A 20,111-nucleotide genomic window follows, 5' to 3' on the forward strand; every position below is an offset into this window, starting at 1 on the left:
TTCGCGCCATTATCTTTGGAGTATCAAAAAGACACAAAACAACAATCTATAAAAACTTTTAAAAGCCATTGAATTCAACATTCGCCTATGCTGAACAGCCTGAAGTATGTTCAAACTATACCCAACACCTTATAACACAAAACATAGAAACACCCAATCACAATATACTCTTCGATGAAGATCTCTATACCATAGAATGGAGCGATATCGAAAATACTGAGATGGATTACGAAAACTATCTCAATGACATTGAAAATTTCTTCAGAGGAGACTTTGAAGAAGACCAACTTGAAGAAGATACATTTTAAATAAAAATTTAAAACACGACAAGTTCTGACGCTGTCCAACATTACCTTTGAAATCTCTCTAATACGCGTACAGCAGTTTCATTAAACATTCCCAACACCTTTGAATTCACCATTCACAAAAATGCTGGACAGCCAGAACTATGTCTGAAAATTTCTAAGAAAACAACAAACAATGAATCTGAAAATCAAGAGCAAAGGTGGATATCTTTTGTCTGAAACCACCTAAAAAAATAAGACTACAACCTGAGACCTATCTATTAAAAAGAAGTTTTAAAATTTTAACTCAATTAATAAAATACCTAACAAAATTACAAAATGAGTAATACTGAAAACAAAGTCGCTGGTTCTTCAGCTGACAACACCCCATCACAAACACTTTTCAGATTTGTAAGCTTAAGAAGCCCACAACTCCCTGATGAAGAAAAGGAAAACAAAAAATTCATCACCATTCCGGATAGCTTAAAAAGCGATGATTCTTTCTACAAACCTGTGGCTTCAAACAATGGCTCTAAGCAAAGAGTATTAAAAGAAAAAGCCCAACTGTACAAACAAAACAGTAATTTCATTCCAGATACTAAAACTTTGAAACAAGTTTATACAGTAGTATATGATTATGCACTATGGCTTGCTAAAAACAAAAACACATGTTCTTATAATCAATTCAATGAGAAAAAGAATCAGGTAAAATTTTCCCCTTCTTATGCATTCCCTAATCTTATCAATTTATGGAATAACTTAATTTATCAGATTGCTACTCAAAAAGACTTTTATGTTAAAGAAGGATTGATGCAGGTTTTATTGGCTGCTCATACTCTTGACCCTAAAAATTCAGCCCCAGTCGGAGATGAATACAAAGATCTATTATCTGCAAGAGTTGTAATTCCCAGAGAACTGATGCTGGATACTCCGGATGCTAATCCAATTGGTCTTGCATCCAAAATGGCAGAAAGGGAATCAGGAGAAATTACCGCTCCTTCTGCTTACATGGAAAAGCAGCAAAAGATTCAGGAAGCGAAGGCCTTACTTAGCAGATATGAAGTTTTAACAAAAGAGATCTCTCTTATTGAAACCGGATATAATAAAGAGTATGCACAGGAATATAAAAGAAGTGAAGAAGAGCACAATGAAAAAAATCAATCAATCATTGATGAATATTATGTTCGTTTAGAAGAAGCAAGAAGAAAATACTGTGAGATCAGAAAACCTGACCAGCCCTATAACCCTGCAGACCCTTGTCACCAGCCGGAAGCAATTCCTTATCCGAAACTTCCTAAATTCGAATTCCCATTCCGTCCTGAAATTGAGGCGAGAACACTTGTCAATGCATTGAAACCAAACAGTATTGATACCGTTTTGTCTCTTTTAGACTATGATTTTTCAGAACCGGTTAAAGCAAAAATGGACAATGTAGGGACTATCGATAATTTACTAGCAGGCAGGAATACTTTCTCTGAAGTAAAAGATATTATTTCAAATGCAACGGAAAGAGCCAACAAGCTTATCCTGGATAACATCACGGATAATTCTGAATCCTATACCAGTATTGGTGGAATCCTGCTTCCTGTTTCCAGAGTAGAAACCATTCCGTTTACCTATCAGTTATGTCCGAAATTTATAATGAGACTCACCTCTCTGGATTTATCTATTGATGTACCTGATGCTTCCTGGAATGTAGCGAGCATGAGTTATATTTTTTACACCAATGCAGGTCCTATTTCGGGAACTTATTTTGAAAAAAGCCGTGTCGGAAATAAAATTTTCCTAAGTAAATTATTGGGAACAGCAACTTCAGACGGGGTATACATCCCTCAGACTGAGAACTTCACAATGGATGTAAAGATCACCTTTACGAATGGTAAAGTAACTGCTTTCAATCCAAGGATCATCACGATGAAATCCTGCTATACGTCGGCTTTTGAATTTGTAAATGAAATTAAGGATCCTATCGAAGAGCCGGATGATGCTTACATTCCTTCAGGATTTGGATTCAAACAAATTGGGATTGCAGATTATCTTAAGGTAGAGCAAACTACTCATGCTTATGTAGAAGGAGAAGTAGCTCACATTGAAAACGTAATGGCTCGTGAATATCGCGAAAAAGCAACAAGAAGGCTAAGAAAAAGCGAAAACACAACCACGACCTCTTCAGATACTGAAAGAGAGAAACTTACAGATACAACGACTGCTACCAGATTTGAAATGCAGACTGAAATTGCCAAAATGATGCAGGAATCTAGAGATACCAATGTACAGGCACATTTTGATGCAAGCTGGAAAACAGGAACAGGAGCAATGGCAGCTACAATAAACACGGGAGTTGCAGGAGGATATGCCAGTCATTCATCCAAAGAAGAAAGTACAAGACAGGCACTCACTCAAGCTCAAGATGTTACAGCAAGAGCATTAGACAGAGTGGTGACTAAAGTTCATGAAGAAAGGATCGAAAAAATCATTGAGGAGTTTGAAGAAAACAACAAACACGGCTTTGATAATACGAAAGGAGACAAGCATGTTGTCGGTGTTTTCCGTTGGGTTGACAAACTAATGAAAAACCAGATCTATAATTATGGAAAACGTCTGATGTTTGAATTTATGATTCCTCAGCCGGCTAAACTTCATACATTGGGTATGACTCTGGATAATTCAGCAACAAAAAGTGATCTCGTAAAGCCTGAAGATCCGAGAAAAGCAAGCTATTTACCTTTGGAAAATTATGCTTCTTTAAGTAACGAAGCTGCATTAAAATATTGGGTAAGTAAATACAATGCTGAAATTGACGAAAGACCTTCCGAGTATTTTGGTATCAGTAAATCATTCAGTGGACGCGATGGAAATTTTGGAGGAAAAGATGATGATAAAGTTCAGATCGTCAATGGAAATGGAGAAGTAGAAGTTCCTGAAGGATATTTATTAAAAACTGTTGATTATACGTTCCAGACCTATCCACATAGCTTCAAAGGAGCACACCAGGCCTTCATGACCATTGGAGGGCAAGGTACTTATTGGATTAGTTCACCCAACAGTACACAAGTAAGTGGAACAACTACAACACTGAATATCAAAAACAAACTTGAATTTAGTTTCGCTACCGGAGAAAGTCCAATTATGCAAGGAACTCTAAAACTGAACTTAGAATTAACTTCTGAATCAAGAAATGTATGGTTCCAAAAAACATTCAAAGCTATTATAGACAGCTACGAAAAAGCATTAGCAATTTACGAACAGAAAATAGCCGAAGAAAAAGCAACCGGAATTCAGATTAAAGGTTCCAACCCAGGATTCTACCGTCAGATTGAAAATACGGTTCTTCGTAAAAACTGTATCTCTTATATGATCAACAGATCTGCCAATTCTACCCATGGATATGGTATGGCAGGCTTAACCACTGGAAGTACTTTTATGGATTATGAAACAGACCTGTCTTCAAATCTGGATAAATATACTGCCTTCCTTAAGTTCATGGAACAGGCTTTTGAATGGGAAAATCTTTCTTATTATCTGTATCCTTATTATTGGGCTAACAAAACTGAATGGAGTAAACTTTACCAGTCAGGAGATGTGGATCCTTTATTCAGAGCGTTCTTACAAAGTGGTATGGCAAGAGTGGTTGCAACCGTTCGTCCAGGATTTGAAGATGCTGTCCAGTTCTATATGGCAACAGGAAAAATCTGGAGTGGTGGAGAAGTCCCTGTCATTGGTGATAAGCTTTACTTGTCTATTGTAGATGAAATGAAGCAGCCAAAAGGAGAAAAACAAGGAAAAGCTTGGATTACGAGACTTCCTACTCCATTAAATATTCTTCAGGCAGAGAGCATCGGCTTAAAAGTAGGGCACGCTTTACCTTTTACAGCTGAAGATCCTAACGATTTTGAAGTGCCGGGTGATGTTATCACTGAAAGCAATTTCGTGAAAGATAATTCTTTAATGGGAATTAAATCAAGCATTAAGCAGATCCAATTTTCACTAAAACAGTTAGACAGTATGGGATCTTATAAGACCATTGGTGATCTTGATAATGCAGGTGAATTTCCTAGAAAATACGAATGTATGGGACAAACCATTGAAGTCATAAGAGATGCAAAATGGGCTAAAACAGATTCATTGGTGAAGCTTTATGGTGATTTGGCTAGTGGCCTTTCCAGAATAGATGGTCTTGAAGCCTTTGCCAATACAGAAAACGGAGTTACCATTCGAGTAGATATAGACAAAATCAAAAATTTCAAATTTGTAAAACCTCCTTATTCTGGTTCTGAGGATACCTTGAGCTTTACAACAGATGGTCTATCCTTCATAAAATTTGGCAGTGACAACTTTACAGGTTCCACAAATAGACTTTTTGACAAAGACAACAAGTCTATTGATTTCCAAGAGTATACAGATAAAATTGCTCTGTCTAAATTTTTAATTTAATTCTCTAAAATATAACCATGAGCCGAGTAAAACTCGAGGCTATTTGGCAGCACGATCAAGTGCTGCCTTATATTCTCACGACCTTAAAGGATAAGATTGATGATATAACTGCTGTGGAAAAGATCTTTCTTTTCGGAAGCAGAGGCCGGGTTCCTTTTGATGAATGGGATACTTTGGAAGGAAAAGACTGGGATGTTTTGGTTCAGGCTAAATGTAAACTTAAAAATGCTTATGCATTGATTGATCAAGATTACTATTTGGATCTTCTTGTTCTAGATGAACAAACAATAAAAGAGCATTATTCTAAAAATAAACTTGCGATGATCTTCCCGGAGAACAAATTAGAATATTCAACAGAAAAAAAACAAAATAATGGGATTACTTGAGGACTTATCAGAATTTAAAACATTGTCTCTCGAAGACATAAATAAAGAATTTACAAATAATAATTTCTTTGGCAAAAGCATTAATAATGAGGAATACCGTAGCCCCTTTATGGATCAAAGAAATATTCCTTTAGGTGAATCATTTATGGATAATTCTGATATTTCGGTTTTTCCAGGAACTGGGAAAGATGAAGAAGGAAAACAAGGCTACCATTATAATGTGGAAACCATACCTTGCGAAAGCGGCTCTATGGTTTATGAAAAATATGAAAATACAAAAGAAGTTCCTCACATCCTGAACTTATTCTATGAAAAAAATAGTAAAGGAAAAAATAACTTTTTTGGTAATTTTTATATTGCTCAGATGGGAAGCTATCATATCACCTTAGCCAATCAATTCCCAACTCCGTTACCTGCTAAAATAAATGGAACATTGTATAAAAACCTTACTTCCTTAAAAGATGAAGCAGGATATTTATCACAAGTTGCCTATTCAACAAATGGAGACAAACTAGATTCTTCGCTGGTTTATCTCGCTTTAATGAGGGAATATGATTACAAAATTGGAAACACTAAATTCCAAGAACTTATAGGAAACATTGAAAGTATTCCTCAAGATGCTCTTAATTGGTGTGCAGAACAGATTGGGAAAATAATTCCTGATGAAAAAAATTATGAGCCATCTCATGAAAATTATTCCCCTTTCATTCCATTACCAATAGTAGGACTGGTTCCTGTAAACCTGAATAAAGCAGCACAGTATTTTGAAGATATTAAAAGTAATCCTTTTGTACAGGGAGTAGAAAATGCTTTTTCCACTGCCTGGAATCTGATCACTAATGCTGCTAGTAAAGTGAAAGATGCCGTAATAGACCATCTCCCTGATCCCGTAAAGAATTTAATTCAAAAAATATCAGATATAGTAAACCAGATAAAAGTATTTTTAACTGATATTGAGAATGTTATAAAAGAATTTTTAAATACCGGATTAGAGACACTTAAAATTTTAAATGCTTTTGTTTGCGGTATCATTAGCGGACTAATAAGCCTGATTCAATGTATCATTTATCTATTGGCCTTTATATGCTCTCCTACTGTTACATTCTCATATAAACAATCTCTTGAAAGAAGAGCGTTTCAGGAAAAAATAGAAGATGTTATTGATTTTATCAAAGAACATACTTCGACAGTTTTCAATGCCATAAAATCACTTTTAAGCAGTGGTGACACTGAGGGAATTAATGACTTATATTCAACAGTGGCCAATTTTATTGGTGGTCTGTCTACATACAAAAAAGCATATTATGCAGGATGTATTGTTTTTGAAATCATTATTAATATTCTTTTATTGGTATTCACAGAAGGAGCCGGTAATCTGGTAAAAGGGACAACCTATCTTCAGAAAGCTCAAAGTCTGTTAAAAGTCATCCTCAAAGAAACCATTTCAGTGGTTACTTTAGGTCTGGCGGATCTCTTGACTTTGTTAGGCAGAATTATTTTGAGATTTGCCAAAGCTTGTCAACAAGGTTTTAAATCATTAGCTCTTTATATTGAAGAATTAATATCTGGTATGCGGAATGGTTCCAAGCTTGATAACTTAGCTCAAGAAGCTACGGATCTTGATGTAGTTACTGCACCAACTATAGGTAACGAGATAAGAAAAGTTAAAGGGCTGATTGCTCAGGATATCAAAAACTGGCTTTTAAGCAAATATAAAATTAGCAAAGCTTTTTTAAAACTCTTAGAAGAAATAGGAATATCTATTTTTAAAAATACGGATCATAATTACGCGTATGCACTATCAGAAAGATATATATTAAAGTTTGGAGATGACAACATATTTGAAGGAACAGGAAAAGCATTAGAAAAATTTTCAAAAAAAGTAGATAACATTAAAGCTTCATCTGGTACAGGTGCTGTAAGAAGATATGTTAATGAAAGAGTAGCCATTGCTAATTATGTAAAATTAAGAAAAGAACTAAAGGCACTGAAAAAACCAGATGTTCTTCTTGCAAAGTTCAAAGGAGCTTTTATAGTTAAACACTTTGATGCTGTAGATTTTTTTGAGAAAATGGTAAAAAAATATCCCAAATTAAAAGCAAGTATCAATGAATTGGGTGAAGTTCACCAAATAAATATTGCAGAGTTTACTATACAGAAAACAAAAAATGGGAAGTTTGAAAAAGTAGATGAATTATACCATTCCGGTTCAGAAAGATTCTATGAGGATGACTTTATTCATCCTTTTGAAGAAGGTGATACTTTAACAAGTACCTTTCAAAGCGGTGTTTCTGATATCACTGGAGCTCCAAGAAGAAGAGATAGCGAAGTCAAATTTATTTTTAACTTTATACGCAAGCATTTAGACACTGCAGATGAGTTTATCATTGAGACAAAAAACATTTACTTCACCTGTACCTCTTGTCAAAGGGAGATGTTGATGTTAAAAGAATATGTTGAAAGTCTTGGAAAAAAAATAGAAATTATTATTCATGGTGATGAGACTATTCTTGGTGGTAGTGAATTATTTAAAAAAATAAAATAATATATGGAAATAGTGTATTTAAAAAATTATGAGCGTTACAAACAAAGTGGAACGAGTAAAAGAATTTCTGCATTCGGGCCTCCTGTAGGGCTAAACGAAACAGATATCACACAGCTAGAACTTGAAATGAATGGAGGTTCTCCTTTTCCTAAAGTTTATAAAGAATTTCTTTTTATTGGTGGTGAATTCAGCTGTATCTCATTAAATCATGTGGGAAAAAATGCAGGAAAACTGGTTATAAAATACAAACAGGCTCTGCAAAAAAGAAAATCCGGTATTGCTCGACCGATTGCTATACTTAATACATTAGAGGGTCAATGCGGTACATTTATTTATCTTGACAGCGGAGACAATCCACAACCCTGGCTTTTTTCCATCAATGAAGATTATGACAGTGATAATGGTGAAGTAATATGGAAATCTCCTTTTAAAACTTTGAAAGATATGATTGATGAATTAGTTGATATCTCTGAAAGAAATCTTGCTATTTAATCAAGCTCACGATTATTTTTGCTATAGAAAAATTCATCAAAAAAATAAAACACGACACCTTTTGTCGCATTAAGCACATATATTTGTCTTACAAAACTTTACTATGAAGAAAGACTTTTATCTGACAAGATATGCCTTAATAATTAAAAGATTAGAAAGTTCTCCGGCTACCTATTCTCAGCTGGAGGACTATCTTTTAAACTCTTTTGAATTTCAGGATGCAGAAATCAAGAGCTACTCTATCCGTACCTTGCAGAGGGATATCCGTGAGATTTCTGACCTTTTCAATCTTTCTATTCACAACAAAAAAAAGGGGGATAATCGATATTATATTGAGAGCCGCCCGATCATGGAAGTGGATGAATACAACCAAAAACTATTGGAATCTTTTCAGGTGAGCAACGCCATGAATACCCATCCCAATTTTTCAGATTTTATCTTTTTCGAAAGCCGGAAACCTACTGGTGTGGAAAATTTTTATGACCTGTTCTTTGCCATCCGAAATAAAAGGGTTGTGACTTTTGAGCACTACAATTACAAAAACAAACTAATGACATCCAGAAAGGTTCATCCTTTGGCATTAAAAGAATCCAAAGACAGATGGTACCTCATCGCTATTGATACAAAAGATAAGATTTTAAAATCATTCGGTCTTGATAGAATTAATTACTTGGATGTGGCTAAAAATCAGTTCAGAGAGAAGTATAAATATAACTTCAGAGAGCATTTCAAAAACGCTTTTGGAGTGATGAATCTGGCAGAACAGAAACCACAAAATATTGTATTGAAATGCAGCCGCCATCAGGGAGAATATATCAGAAGCTTTCCTCTTCATCAGTCACAGAAGGAAACCAAAGAAACTCCGGAAGAGATCTATTTTGAGTTCTTTCTTCACCCCACCTACGACTTTATGCAGGAAATTCTTTCTTTTGGAAAAGAAGTAACAGTTCTGGAACCTAAAGCTTTAGTTGATGATATCCGCAATCATCTGCAGGAATCTTTAAACCGTTATCTTGAAAGCTGAGAATAAGAAACACATCTCATATTTTTTGTTATATTTACATAAATATACCCTTATTGAAAACTTTATTTATTGGCATCAGCTGTTTTATTTCTTCTTTTTTACTGTCACAGCAGAAAGAAGAATTTAAGCTTGTAAAAAATTATTACAACCAGCACAGAAATATGCTGAATAAAGAATTCAAGAAAAAATTTGATGCAGAATCCAATACCGTAAAAAAAATTGAAATAAAGGGAGACTTTCTCTATTTCATGAAAAAAATGGACAGCATTGAAAACAATGCGCTGATTGGAGCTTTGTTAAGGGTTAGAAACCTGGAAGACCTTAATACTATCAAGAGCCCCAAACTCATGTCATCTGACAAATTTTTGGATGCAGAAAAGGTTGCCGATTATCCCGGCGGACTCAATTCTTTGAGACAGGAAGTCGCCAATCTGCTGTACATTGACGGGGTATATTCTGAAGAAAAAATGGTAAAAACTGATGTTGCTTTTATTGTAGAAAAAGATGGAACCATTAGCAATGTTCATGCTCAGGGAGATAATTTCACCTTCAACAGACAGGCTGAAATTGCATTATATTCTCTGGCAGAAAAGTTTTCTCCCGCCATGATAAAAGGAGATCCGGCGATCTATCGTTTTACTCTTCCTTTAACTTTAACCATGACAGACTAATGAAGAAATACTGCAGTTTATTTCTGCTCTTTACCCTTAATTTTTATTTTTCACAGCAGACAGAAGGTCTTAGGCTCATTAAAGAAAAATATGATCTCGAAATTCAGAAAGTAAAAAACATTTACCTAGATGAAGTTTTAAAAGTTCCTTTAAGAAAACGCGCTAAAATAACTATAAAAAAGAGAGTGACATAAGCTCTCTAGAACTTAAAAGAGAGCAAGAATATCAAGAAGAGATAAAAAAGATACAATCTGTTTATCCAATCTCTGATACGAATATAACATCTTTAAAAGATAGTAAGGTTACTTATCAACCTAATTACCCTGGAGGAATGGAGGCCTTTAAAAAAGAGATTATTGATCATTTCAATATTAATGCTATTAATGGGAAAGGGAAACTCCAAAGTATTGTAATATTCATTATAGAAAAAGATGGAAGCATTATTACAGCAAAAGGCTTTGGCGAAAATCAAAATTTCAACAAACAAGCTGAGCTTGCAGTTCTACTCATTCAAAAGAAATGGGAACCCGCGATAAGAAATGGACAACCAGAGCGGGCTTATATGAGCGTTCCTTTAACATTAAACTTTGATTAAATTAAATGTTTACTGACGAATATTACATGAAAATGGCGCTGCAGGAAGCAGAAGCCGCTTTAGAAAAAGATGAGGTCCCTATTGGATGTATAGTGGTTTCTAATAACCGCATTATTGCAAGAGCTCACAACCTTACGGAAACATTGAATGATGTTACAGCCCATGCAGAGATGCAGGCCATCACCTCAGCAGCTAACTTCCTTGGAGGAAAGTATTTAAAGGATTGTACGCTTTATGTGACGATGGAACCTTGTGTCATGTGCTCAGGAGCCCTTTCCTGGTCTCAGATCTCAAAAGTAGTGATTGGAGCAAGGGATGAACAAAGAGGATTTATTAATAAACATCTTTCCCTACATCCGAAAACAGAGATTATTACTGGTATTATGGAAGCTGAGTGCTCTTCTATCGTGAAAGATTTTTTTAAAAGCAAAAGATAGACTTTTAATCATAGCATAAAAAAGCAGAGAATATTTTTCAATATTCTCTGCTTTTGTTTTTATAATGTCCGGAATGGTAAAAATACTTTTCCGGAGTCAGTCTTTGAAAATAGAATACCTTACAATATCAAAATATTCACCATTTTTTTTCATTTCCTGTTTTAAAATAGCTTCCTGTTCCATTCCTATTTTTTCCATAATTCTTCCGGAAGCAGGGTTATGAAGAAAATGAGTGGCGAAAATTTTATTGAACTCCAGATCCTTAAAACCAAAATCCACTATCGCCTTTGCCGCTTCAGTCACATATCCTTTATTCCAGTAAGGAATTCCGATCCAATAGCCCAGCTCTGCTTTATCATCATCCCTGTCATGAAGCCCGATAGCTCCTATAATTTGACCTTCTTTATTACGGATAGCAAACGTATAACCGGTATTCTCATCAAAAACTTCTTTTGACATTTTCACCCAGGATATGGCATCACTTTCCATATACGGATAAGGAATATTGGAGGTAAGATCAGAAAAAATTCTATGCTGAAGATATTCAACGATGAAAGGAATATCCTTCTCTTCCAATTGGGAGAGAATCAATCTTTCGGTTTCTAGTACGGGAAACTTTTTCATTATATTAAATAGTAAAGCTGAGGTTCGAGCTAAGTATCTGTTCTTAATTCTCTAGGTTTACAGGTCTTTTCCAAGGAAATAAAGCCCTTTTAGAGTATGAAGCCTATCCATCACATGAATTTTATCTGTCAAAGGTTTATAGACATGGGAAACCCCTCCAGTGGCAACTACAAAACAGTCATCATTCACTTCTTCATTGATACGGGTGATAAAACCTTCTACCATACCCAGGAAACCATATACCATACCGCTTTGCATGCAGGTTACCGTATCCAATCCTAAAACAGTTTTTGGCTTTTTAAGTTCAATATCCGGAAGCTGTGCAGTCTGATTGATCAGTGAATTGAGTGAGGTCACAATTCCCGGAGCAATAATCACTCCTAAAGTTTCGCCTGTTTCTGTCACGCAACTTGCTGTAAGGGCTGTTCCAAAATCAATGACAATCTTTTTCCTGCCTGGGTACAAATTGTGTGCTGCCACAAGATTCGCATAGATATCCGTCCCCATCTGCTTTGATTTTGCCTGAACTCCCGAAGGTGTTCCTCTGTCAACAATCACAGGAGTCTTTCCATGAATTTTTTTGATTCCTGAGCTCATTACTTTGGTAAGCTGGGGTACCACCGATCCGATAATGACCTTATCAATATCTTTTGGATCAATTTTATAGGTCTGGTAAAGCATCAGGATTTGTGCATACAGTTCATCTGCCGTTCTATAGGGTTTTGTATTGATGACCCACGAAATATCACAGTTATCACCATTGAAAAGCCCAAATCGGATATTGCTGTTCCCTACGTTGATTACGATTGAATTCATTGACATATTTTTCAGAAGAAACCTCATAATCTATAACTGAGATTCCTACTTAATTTTGAGGGAATAAATTTAATGATTTTTATAAAAACTATCCCCTGATCTCTCATAAATTACTTCTATCTTAAAAATATCCTTCCTAAAAAACTTATTTAATCAAAACAAACCTGTTTGGAACCTGCACAACTCCTCGGGAGATTACAAACAATAGTGTTTTACCCTTCCTGAGGACTCAGGAGATTACAAACAGGCCTGCGTATGACTTCCCGAGTCCTCAGGAAGTCTCCTGCAAGTTGCGGGAAAGCTCCCGAGTCCTCAGGAACTCTGAAACAAGGGTGTTTGTAACAAAATGATATTTTAGAGGTGATAAGAGATTTCATACTTTTTAATTCCCGTAGATTTTCCCAATTGAGCAAGATAAGTTGTTTAAAACCTTCCGCATCTGTGGAAATTAGTAAAAATTGGAAGACCAGAATATTGCTTCATCTTTAAATTAAACGGCGCGGAAATTTTATTTCCGCGCCGTTCTTTTTTATTTCGTGTTAATTATTTCACTTCAACAAAATTGTTCTCCATATTCACATCAGCAATTCTCTGACTGAAATCAATTCCCAGAACAGACAGCTGAGATTTTGTATAAGGAATCGTCAATGTATATTCTTTTTGAGTCCAAGGCCAGTAAGGCATTGTTTTAAAATCACCATAGACATCTTTTTCTTTCCATGTATGAGTCATATTCAATGGAATCTGGTAAGTCACTATTTTCTTATCAGTGGTCATTACCCCAAAATCGATCGGCATAGGAACCTGACCATTATTGACTAAGGTAATGGTTGTAGATTTTGCATCGTATTTTACATCCTTAATTCCATAATCGATCGTCTTTGTAGTATTGATCCAATAGTTATGAAACCATTTCAGATCCATTCCGGAAACTTGTTGAGCAATATGAAGGAAATCTCTGTCTGAAGGATGTTTCATACTCCACTGATCATAATACTGCTTTAAGGTTTCTGCAAGATTCTGCTCTCCCATAATATAGCCAAGCTGTACCAGATATAATTCTCCTTTTACATAAGATGCATACGTATAAGCATTCCCGTTATCATGGTGATCCCCCAGCCAAACCGCAGGTTCTTCAATTCCTTTTTTAATAAACTTTCTGTAAGCATCCAATCTTTCCATAAAAGGATTCGGAAGATCTTCCGGGAATAGCTGATACATCGTATATCCTTCTGCATAGCTTGTAAAGCCTTCATCCATCCATGGACGAACAGATTCATTAGTGGCAAGCATCTGCTGATACCAGGAGTGAGATCCTTCGTGGGCCATTAATCCCAATAGATCTTTAACATTTTTAGCTTCACCTAAAATCATGGTACACATCCCGTATTCCATTCCGCCATCTCCTCCCTGGATAAATGCGTAGGTAGGATATACATATTTTCCAAAGTGAGAATTCATGATCTGGAAATATTTGGTGATATAAGGCTGTGCTTCTCCCCATGCTTTTGTTTTATCGTTTTTCTGATACACCAAATATACTTTTGGTCCTTCCGGAACATTGAAGTTTTCTACAGAATAATCTCTGTCTGCGCTCCATGCAAAATCAAGAATATTTTTTGCTGTCCATTTCCAGGTTACTTTCTTATCTTTTTCTGCTTTTATTTTAGCATTGGCATCATAGCCTTTTACTTCTGTTGGGTTTTCGAGGATTCCTCCTGCTCCTACAACATAATCTTTATTGATTTTAATGGTAACATCAAAATCAGAGAACGGCGCATGAAATTCTCTTCCCAAATAGTCAAAAGTTGCCCAGCCGTCATAATCGTACTCTGCAATTTTTGGGTACCATTGTGTCATCGTCATGTCTACTCCTTCTCTGTTGTTTCTTCCGCTTCTTCTGATCTGCTGAGGAATCACAGAATCCCAGTCCATCGTAAAGGTAGTGGTAGAATTGGGCTTGATGGGTTCTGCCAGATATACTTTCATAATGGTTTCCTGAACTTCAAACTTCAGGTCTTTTCCATTCTGTTTAATCCAGTGGATATTCTGAACACCTTCCTGATCTTTTGGAATAGAAGCCAATCTTGAGACTCCGTCTTTCTGCAGCCTTCCGTCACCATTTTTTCCTTGGGAAGCCACTCTTTGGTCCATCATAGAATTTGGCTTGAAAGCATTCCAGTATAAATGAAAATACACCACCTTCAACTCATCGGGTGAGTTATTGGTATATTCTAAAGTTTGTTTTCCCTGGTAGGTAAATTTTTCAGCATTAACATCAATATCCATCTTGTACTTCGCAGCCTGCTGATAATAAGCTCCTTGCTGAGCCTGAAATTGTGAAATGATAAACGCAAAAATGATTGCAGCCGATTTTCTCATTTAAAATTTTATTTTTTCTAAAGTTAGGTAATTTAAATAAGAACCTCAAATAGGAGTTATTCTGAGATTTTATTCTGTTTGATATGGTTTTAGATAGATTTTAATTAAAATTGTTAAATTCTTTTTTTGAGCTTTATTTACAATGATTCTGTATATCTTTTTATCTGTTTTTTAATAGTTTTTTGATTAAAGTGATCTGTCCCAGATGATAATAACAGTGTTCGATCATTCCGTCTATATTTCTTCTGTAGGTTCCGTACTTCTCATCCACAAATACCTCATCAAGTTTAGAATCCTGCATCTGCTCCAATAGTACAGCAAACTTCTCAGAATCGTTCCATAATGTATGTAATAAATTTTCCCACTGTTCCTGAGATTCGATGGGAGGAAGATCAAAACTAAATTTATCTTTGATCTCGAGATTACCGCCTTCAAAAACATTCACCATTCCTGCAATATAATAATCGATATGAAAAGTGAGCATCGCAATGGTATTCAAAGAATCTATCTTCGTCACTGCCTGTTCCCAGCTAACATCCGAAAGCTGATCTTTAAAATTGGTATTGGCAATCCAGAGACCATCTAACAATACTTCCCTAAATCTTTTTGATAATTCTGATGCTGAACTCATGGGTACTATATTATGTTTTCTAAAGATAAATAATAAAAAAAGAATGTCAGTTTTTTAGAAAACTGACATTCTTTTGGAAAATAATTGTGATAACCTGCATCACAAAAGCAATAATTATAAGGCTGAGTATTGATTAATCCGCTTCATAGAAAAGTTTCTTCCATTTTGTTATTGTATTTCTGCTCAGTTTATAATGATTCGCCAATTGAAGATTATTCAGATTATTCTTTTTCTGATAATCTAATATTTTAAGAATAGCAGATTTACTGTAAGAACGGTGTTTCTGATTAAAAACTTCTGTTTCTCTATCTGCTTTCCCGAATATTTTATGGTTCAGCTTTATAATATCTATTGCTGAAAGGTTTTCATTTTTCAATAAAGAAAGACATTCCGCTTTTTTTTCAGGATATTTAGCGTCGAGAATATCCATGAAAATTTGTCGATAATTAATGTTAGATTTTTGCATGGCTTTTTGAGGTTTAATAGATATTAGTCTACATATTTTTTGATTTTCTGTATTTTCCAATCCATTTATAAAGGGTTGTTTTAGGTATTCTGTAATCTTCTAATACCTGAAACCTTGTTTTTTCTCCACTTTCAATAAGTTCCAGTACAAAATCTATGATCTCTCTGGTATAAATATTTTTCCTAAATTGTGGAAGAGCCGTCTTTGTCTTTTTATCAATTCCTCTTTCAGAATTAGCCGGGGCATACAATATCAAATGTTGTGTATAAATCCTAAAAAAATCATATTCCAAAAGCTTGCTCCAGCGGAGTAGAACCTCGCTATCTAAGCTTTGGGCTTCATACATTTTGCTTACTTCCTCCTGTGAACATTTCATAAAGTTGCAGATCCGGAATATTTCTATCCTACATTCTGTAACTCTTTTTTCAATCATCTTTCCTATATGTATTTCTTTAAAATTAACCATTGTTTTACTTTTTATTACCTTCTGTAACCCAAAATTGGAAATGCTTTTAAGTTCTTTTAAATTCTATACAGAGACTTTAATGAGAGTTAGCCTTTCTCTGGGCTTTCTCTTTTTTAAATAATTTAAAAGATGCAGCCTTCTATACTTTTATAACCATATTAAAAGAAAGAAGTACTGCATCATTATTTTAGATCAGATTTTATACATTAAAATCCTGCCTTACCTAGAGCATAAGCCATTATATTATGTAAAAATCGCTCTTGTGGAGTATCAATTACAGTACCTGCAACTGAAGTATCTCTGAAAACACCTTCATCCCAGAAGAAAATGGCTTTATTCTGGTTTCCGGTAACAAATATCTGAGGAGCAGCTCCATTAGCTGCCAAAAGCGTATATCCTGCAGGCAATTGAGAAGTCGTAACAGCACCAAATGATCCCTGACCGGTTATCAGAGTGTTTGTTGTATTCCCAAATATTCCATTGTTGATCGCATTTGTATTGGTTGTTGCAGTTGCTACACCAGAACCTACAGCACCTGTACCTCCGAACGCATTAAACAGACTGGTTCCAGTACCAGAATCAAAAAGGATGATTGCAACTCCTCCACCATCTACAAACCCTTTAATTTTGGCAGCATCTGCAGCTGTCATATTGGCAAATCCTGTACTTATAACATCATAGTTACTTAATAAGTTTGCCACAGTAAGCCCAGATAAAGTGGATGTGATATTTGTAAAAGTAAACCCATTGAAATTGCCTGTATATGTTCCGGAAGCTCCATAATTAGCAGCATTGCTGAGCTGCGAATTGTACGCCGCTTGTTCGGTACTTCCTATTGAATACGTTGACCAATATGCAAAACGAACTGTTTTTCGAACAGCTACAGAATTTGAACAGCTTAAGTTCAGTTTACTCCATGCTCCAGTTAAAGTTCCTGATGCAGCAGGTGTTCCACTTAGAGTATATGTGATTATTTGAGATTGTCCTGCATTAAGAGTAGCCGATGCAGGTGTTACAGAAGCAACGGTAACTCCACTTACACCGCTCAAAGTAAGGTCGCTTGCCTGAAAACCTATTGTAGCCGTGGAGAAGGAATTATTCGTTAAAGTCACGGAAAATGTTGCTCCGGATAATGCTACACCTCCGGTATATGTACCCTGAAATCCGCTTTGGGTACAGTCCGCTGCTATAGTAGGTGTTGTGGAACAAGCATCACATAAACAGTTTGACCATGCTGTCCCGTTAAATACTTTTACGCATTTCAGGCTGCTGTCATAAATGATAGTTCCTTCTGCAACATTTCCTCCCTGAGGGTTTATAATGTTTCCGGTGGAAGCATTCGTAGGCAATACCAAACCCATATTATAGGTGGTAGGCTTATTAATATCTAATGCACCTCTGGGTGCCGTCGTTCCGATTCCAACCTGTCCGTTTGCTATTTGAAATAGCACTATTAATATAATTAATAAATACTTGTTTTTCATACTATGTATTTTTTACGATGATAATTTGTAAACTTGAATATTGTTAAGTTAAAAATGCTTCACATCCTTTTCATGGTTTTGAACTTTGATAAGGCTAATTGTAAAGGCTTAAGCAGTAAAGTCTATCATAAAAGGCGGCGGTCGGGAATAATGAGCCAGCACTTTTTCTTTTACAAGAGAAGAGTCACAAAATGAAAATATAATAGTGTCTTCCCAGGCAAAAGAGTGTATGGATATATATAAATCTTCGTATACAATCTGAAATTTCTGGATAATGGGATTATTATTCAGTATCGCAAACCCCAAATAACTACCCGACATCGCAAAGAATGTATCTTTATTTCCTGAAGGTTTAACATAAGAAAGGCTTTGAGGTTTTTCTTCTGGCTTGTAAAGTTTTGCTTTTTGAAGTTTTGGACGTACAGTCCATTTTTTCTTTACCGATTTGCGGGCAATTGTTTTTTCTTCATTCAATTTTGAATTTCCGAAATGTTCCGCACCATATATATGAACGCCTTTTGCAATATAAATTTCGGGTTTTCCTGTCCCTGTACTGATTTTCGTTTTTGAGTTATCAGAATCCTTTGCTTCGCTGTTAAAATCATCTGCTACATAAAGAGTAACATTTTCTTTGACAGTAACCGCCGGATTATTTTTATTAAAAGTTTGGGAAAATAAAAACACGGAGATGAAATGCAGAAAAAAGCCAATAGACATACCGCACTTACGGTATGCTATTGGAAACAAACTTTCTTTCATCAGAATGTTTTTCATCATATTATTAAACAATAGTCCTCTTTAGACTATTATTTAACCCATTGATTTACAAATCAATATTTTTAGAATAAAGAATTGGCATCAATAAAAATTTATCTTTCTATTTTTTTTATCTATAAATATTAAATCAATGAAAAAAAGTATACACAATGAACTAGAAAACAGAATTTTAAATTATTCTGTTTCTCAAAAAAAGTTTATATTTGCACTGAAAAAGTAGTCTAAAGAGGACTACTTTTTTTATGTTAATTTAGCTGATAATAATCGCTAAACCCGACAGAATGACACTTCAATTTTTTCTATCTGAAAATTGTGGCATACAGAAAAATATCCACCTGGTAATTACTGACAATCAACAAAATAAAAAATACAATTTTCGCACAAATCTTAGTATTTCTGAAGAAAACTGGGACAAAGAGAAGCAGCGTCCCTGCAATATTTATATAAAAAAGTATAAAATACTCAATGCAAAATTGGATTGTATAAAAAGAAAATAACAGGACATATTAATAATAAAAAATTTCTTCGCCGCGAGATATCATGCAAAATAAAAAACATAGGTAACGGAGTGCAGGATCCACCACAGGAAAACACCCTCCTATATTATATGCAATGGTACATTGACAGCAAAAAGGACTTAATATGCCATTCCACTTATAAAAGATACAAAGTTTTCTTCCGCCTTATGGAACGTTTTGAAGGGTTTTTATGCAAATCCGTTTATATTGAGAATGTCAATTCTGATTTCATAAGGGATTTTATGATTTTTGGAAAAAAAGAAGAATACAGCGAAAATACAATCTACCGCACCATTCATTTTATCAAAACCATTTTGAATTTTGTAGAAAGAAAAGGCATCAGAACTTGCGTAAGAGAACTGGAGCTGCGCAGGGAGAAACAAAAGAAAGATGTGGTAACACTTACAGAAAAGGAAATCATCACAATACAAAAAACAGTTGTTCCGGAAGAATTGCAAGCCGCAAAAGATTGGTTGCTCATCAGTTGTTATACCGGTCAGCGATTTTCAGATTTTATACGTTTTAATACTCAACAGTTACATAGTATAGAAGGGAAAACCTGTCTTTCGTTTGAACAGCAGAAAACAAAAAAAGAAATTTTCCTGCCCTTACATCCTAAAGTACTGCACATCATTAAACAGAATAAGAATCGCTTTCCAAAAATAATGGACATCCAGCATTACAACAAATACATTAAAGAAATCGCAAAACTCGCCCACCTGAATGAGTCTTTAAAATCCAGGAAAAGAATTGGTTACAGAAGTAAGGAAGTACAATCGGAAAAATGGGAAACGCTGTCCAGCCACATAGGGCGAAGGAGTTTTGCGACCAACTTCTATGGAAAAATTCCCACACCACTGTTGATGGAGGCTACAGGGCACAGCACCGAACAAATGTTTCTGCGATATATTAATCCCGTGAATAAAGACCGCATCCTCTCTCTAGGCAATTATTTTGATAGAATTGATGAAGGAAGAATGGCGTATCAATTCTAAAAATGGACATTATTGTTTCATTTATATTTAAAAAAACCTCAAATGCAAAATACATCTGAGGTTGATATTATAATATTGAATTAT

18 protein-coding genes are annotated in these 20,111 nt (G+C 35.1%); 10 read left to right on the top strand and 8 right to left on the bottom strand.

The window, feature by feature from the left end; all coding sequences use genetic code 11:
* Positions 1-68 precede the first annotated feature (68 nt).
* The 9 genes from LF886_RS00170 (at position 69) to LF886_RS00210 (ending at position 10,868) form a co-directional block, all read left to right on the top strand.
* Complete coding sequence (locus tag LF886_RS00170; protein ID WP_236852122.1) at positions 69-308, top strand: hypothetical protein; 240 nt, start codon at positions 69-71, stop codon at positions 306-308.
* Positions 309-623: 315 nt separating this feature from the next.
* A complete protein-coding gene (locus tag LF886_RS00175) occupies positions 624-4,718 on the top strand; it encodes a hypothetical protein (RefSeq protein WP_236852123.1) in 4,095 nt (1,364 codons plus the stop codon).
* A gap of 17 nt (positions 4,719-4,735) precedes the next feature.
* Positions 4,736-5,104, top strand: a complete 369-nt coding sequence (locus LF886_RS00180; RefSeq protein ID WP_236852124.1) for a hypothetical protein — start codon at positions 4,736-4,738, stop codon at positions 5,102-5,104.
* A complete protein-coding gene (locus tag LF886_RS00185) occupies positions 5,091-7,649 on the top strand; it encodes a hypothetical protein (RefSeq protein ID WP_236852125.1) in 2,559 nt (852 codons plus the stop codon). The genes LF886_RS00180 and LF886_RS00185 overlap by 14 nt, the downstream gene beginning before the upstream one ends.
* 3 nt (positions 7,650-7,652) lie before the next feature.
* Positions 7,653-8,141, top strand: a complete 489-nt coding sequence (locus LF886_RS00190) for a hypothetical protein (RefSeq protein ID WP_236852126.1) — start codon at positions 7,653-7,655, stop codon at positions 8,139-8,141.
* A 103-nt stretch (positions 8,142-8,244) separates the two neighbouring features.
* A complete protein-coding gene (locus LF886_RS00195; RefSeq protein WP_236852127.1) occupies positions 8,245-9,165 on the top strand; it encodes a helix-turn-helix transcriptional regulator in 921 nt (306 codons plus the stop codon).
* 53 nt (positions 9,166-9,218) lie between these two features.
* Entirely contained in the window at positions 9,219-9,836 is a 618-nt protein-coding gene (locus LF886_RS00200; RefSeq protein ID WP_236852128.1) for a hypothetical protein, read from the top strand.
* 331 nt (positions 9,837-10,167) lie between these two features.
* On the top strand, positions 10,168-10,431 hold the full coding sequence (locus tag LF886_RS00205; protein WP_236852129.1) for an energy transducer TonB: 264 nt from the start codon (positions 10,168-10,170) through the stop codon (positions 10,429-10,431).
* Positions 10,432-10,436: 5 nt separating this feature from the next.
* Entirely contained in the window at positions 10,437-10,868 is a 432-nt protein-coding gene (locus tag LF886_RS00210) for a nucleoside deaminase (protein WP_124532587.1), read from the top strand.
* 96 nt (positions 10,869-10,964) lie between these two features.
* Here LF886_RS00210 and LF886_RS00215 read toward each other — a convergent pair whose 3' ends face one another.
* The 8 genes from LF886_RS00215 to LF886_RS00250 all read right to left on the bottom strand — a co-directional run bounded on the left by LF886_RS00215 (position 10,965) and on the right by LF886_RS00250 (position 18,514).
* Positions 10,965-11,492 (bottom strand): GNAT family N-acetyltransferase, encoded by a 528-nt coding sequence (locus tag LF886_RS00215; RefSeq protein WP_236852130.1) that lies wholly within the window; start codon positions 11,490-11,492, stop codon positions 10,965-10,967.
* Between the two features lie 57 nt (positions 11,493-11,549).
* Positions 11,550-12,308 carry a type III pantothenate kinase gene (locus LF886_RS00220; RefSeq protein WP_236852131.1) on the bottom strand — a complete coding sequence of 253 codons (759 nt, stop codon included), beginning with the start codon at positions 12,306-12,308 and terminating at the stop codon, positions 11,550-11,552.
* A gap of 543 nt (positions 12,309-12,851) precedes the next feature.
* On the bottom strand, positions 12,852-14,690 hold the full coding sequence (locus LF886_RS00225; RefSeq protein ID WP_236852132.1) for a M1 family metallopeptidase: 1,839 nt from the start codon (positions 14,688-14,690) through the stop codon (positions 12,852-12,854).
* A 160-nt stretch (positions 14,691-14,850) separates the two neighbouring features.
* A complete protein-coding gene (locus LF886_RS00230; RefSeq protein ID WP_236852133.1) occupies positions 14,851-15,321 on the bottom strand; it encodes a DUF1572 domain-containing protein in 471 nt (156 codons plus the stop codon).
* Positions 15,322-15,454: 133 nt separating this feature from the next.
* Positions 15,455-15,751, bottom strand: a complete 297-nt coding sequence (locus LF886_RS00235; RefSeq protein ID WP_236852134.1) for a helix-turn-helix domain-containing protein — start codon at positions 15,749-15,751, stop codon at positions 15,455-15,457.
* Positions 15,752-15,815: 64 nt separating this feature from the next.
* Positions 15,816-16,253 (bottom strand): transposase, encoded by a 438-nt coding sequence (locus LF886_RS00240; protein ID WP_236852135.1) that lies wholly within the window; start codon positions 16,251-16,253, stop codon positions 15,816-15,818.
* A 206-nt stretch (positions 16,254-16,459) separates the two neighbouring features.
* Complete coding sequence (locus tag LF886_RS00245) at positions 16,460-17,737, bottom strand: hypothetical protein (protein WP_236852136.1); 1,278 nt, start codon at positions 17,735-17,737, stop codon at positions 16,460-16,462.
* 108 nt (positions 17,738-17,845) lie between these two features.
* Positions 17,846-18,514 carry a hypothetical protein gene (locus LF886_RS00250; protein WP_236852137.1) on the bottom strand — a complete coding sequence of 223 codons (669 nt, stop codon included), beginning with the start codon at positions 18,512-18,514 and terminating at the stop codon, positions 17,846-17,848.
* A gap of 607 nt (positions 18,515-19,121) precedes the next feature.
* On the opposite strand from LF886_RS00250, the gene LF886_RS00255 reads away from it, so the two are divergent.
* A complete protein-coding gene (locus tag LF886_RS00255) occupies positions 19,122-20,027 on the top strand; it encodes a tyrosine-type recombinase/integrase (protein WP_236852138.1) in 906 nt (301 codons plus the stop codon).
* The last annotated feature ends 84 nt before the right edge of the window (positions 20,028-20,111 follow it).

The sequence above is a fragment of the Chryseobacterium sp. MEBOG07 genome (assembly GCF_021869745.1).
In the GTDB taxonomy this organism is placed as follows: domain Bacteria; phylum Bacteroidota; class Bacteroidia; order Flavobacteriales; family Weeksellaceae; genus Chryseobacterium; species Chryseobacterium viscerum.

Bases quoted from the DNA above. Each gene is read 5' to 3' on its own strand.
- LF886_RS00175 (WP_236852123.1), top strand. From the start codon at position 624: ATGAGTAATACTGAAAACAAAGTCGCTGGTTCTTCAGCTGACAACACC.
- LF886_RS00180 (WP_236852124.1), top strand. From the start codon at position 4,736: ATGAGCCGAGTAAAACTCGAGGCTATTTGGCAGCACGATCAAGTGCTG.
- LF886_RS00185 (WP_236852125.1), top strand. From the start codon at position 5,091: ATGGGATTACTTGAGGACTTATCAGAATTTAAAACATTGTCTCTCGAA.
- LF886_RS00190 (WP_236852126.1), top strand. From the start codon at position 7,653: ATGGAAATAGTGTATTTAAAAAATTATGAGCGTTACAAACAAAGTGGA.
- LF886_RS00195 (WP_236852127.1), top strand. From the start codon at position 8,245: ATGAAGAAAGACTTTTATCTGACAAGATATGCCTTAATAATTAAAAGA.
- LF886_RS00205 (WP_236852129.1), top strand. From the start codon at position 10,168: ATGGAGGCCTTTAAAAAAGAGATTATTGATCATTTCAATATTAATGCT.
- LF886_RS00210 (WP_124532587.1), top strand. From the start codon at position 10,437: ATGTTTACTGACGAATATTACATGAAAATGGCGCTGCAGGAAGCAGAA.
- LF886_RS00215 (WP_236852130.1), bottom strand. From the start codon at position 11,492: ATGAAAAAGTTTCCCGTACTAGAAACCGAAAGATTGATTCTCTCCCAA.
- LF886_RS00220 (WP_236852131.1), bottom strand. From the start codon at position 12,308: ATGAATTCAATCGTAATCAACGTAGGGAACAGCAATATCCGATTTGGG.
- LF886_RS00225 (WP_236852132.1), bottom strand. From the start codon at position 14,690: ATGAGAAAATCGGCTGCAATCATTTTTGCGTTTATCATTTCACAATTT.
- LF886_RS00230 (WP_236852133.1), bottom strand. From the start codon at position 15,321: ATGAGTTCAGCATCAGAATTATCAAAAAGATTTAGGGAAGTATTGTTA.
- LF886_RS00235 (WP_236852134.1), bottom strand. From the start codon at position 15,751: ATGGATATTCTCGACGCTAAATATCCTGAAAAAAAAGCGGAATGTCTT.
- LF886_RS00240 (WP_236852135.1), bottom strand. From the start codon at position 16,253: ATGGTTAATTTTAAAGAAATACATATAGGAAAGATGATTGAAAAAAGA.
- LF886_RS00245 (WP_236852136.1), bottom strand. From the start codon at position 17,737: ATGAAAAACAAGTATTTATTAATTATATTAATAGTGCTATTTCAAATA.
- LF886_RS00250 (WP_236852137.1), bottom strand. From the start codon at position 18,514: ATGATGAAAAACATTCTGATGAAAGAAAGTTTGTTTCCAATAGCATAC.
- LF886_RS00255 (WP_236852138.1), top strand. From the start codon at position 19,122: ATGCAATGGTACATTGACAGCAAAAAGGACTTAATATGCCATTCCACT.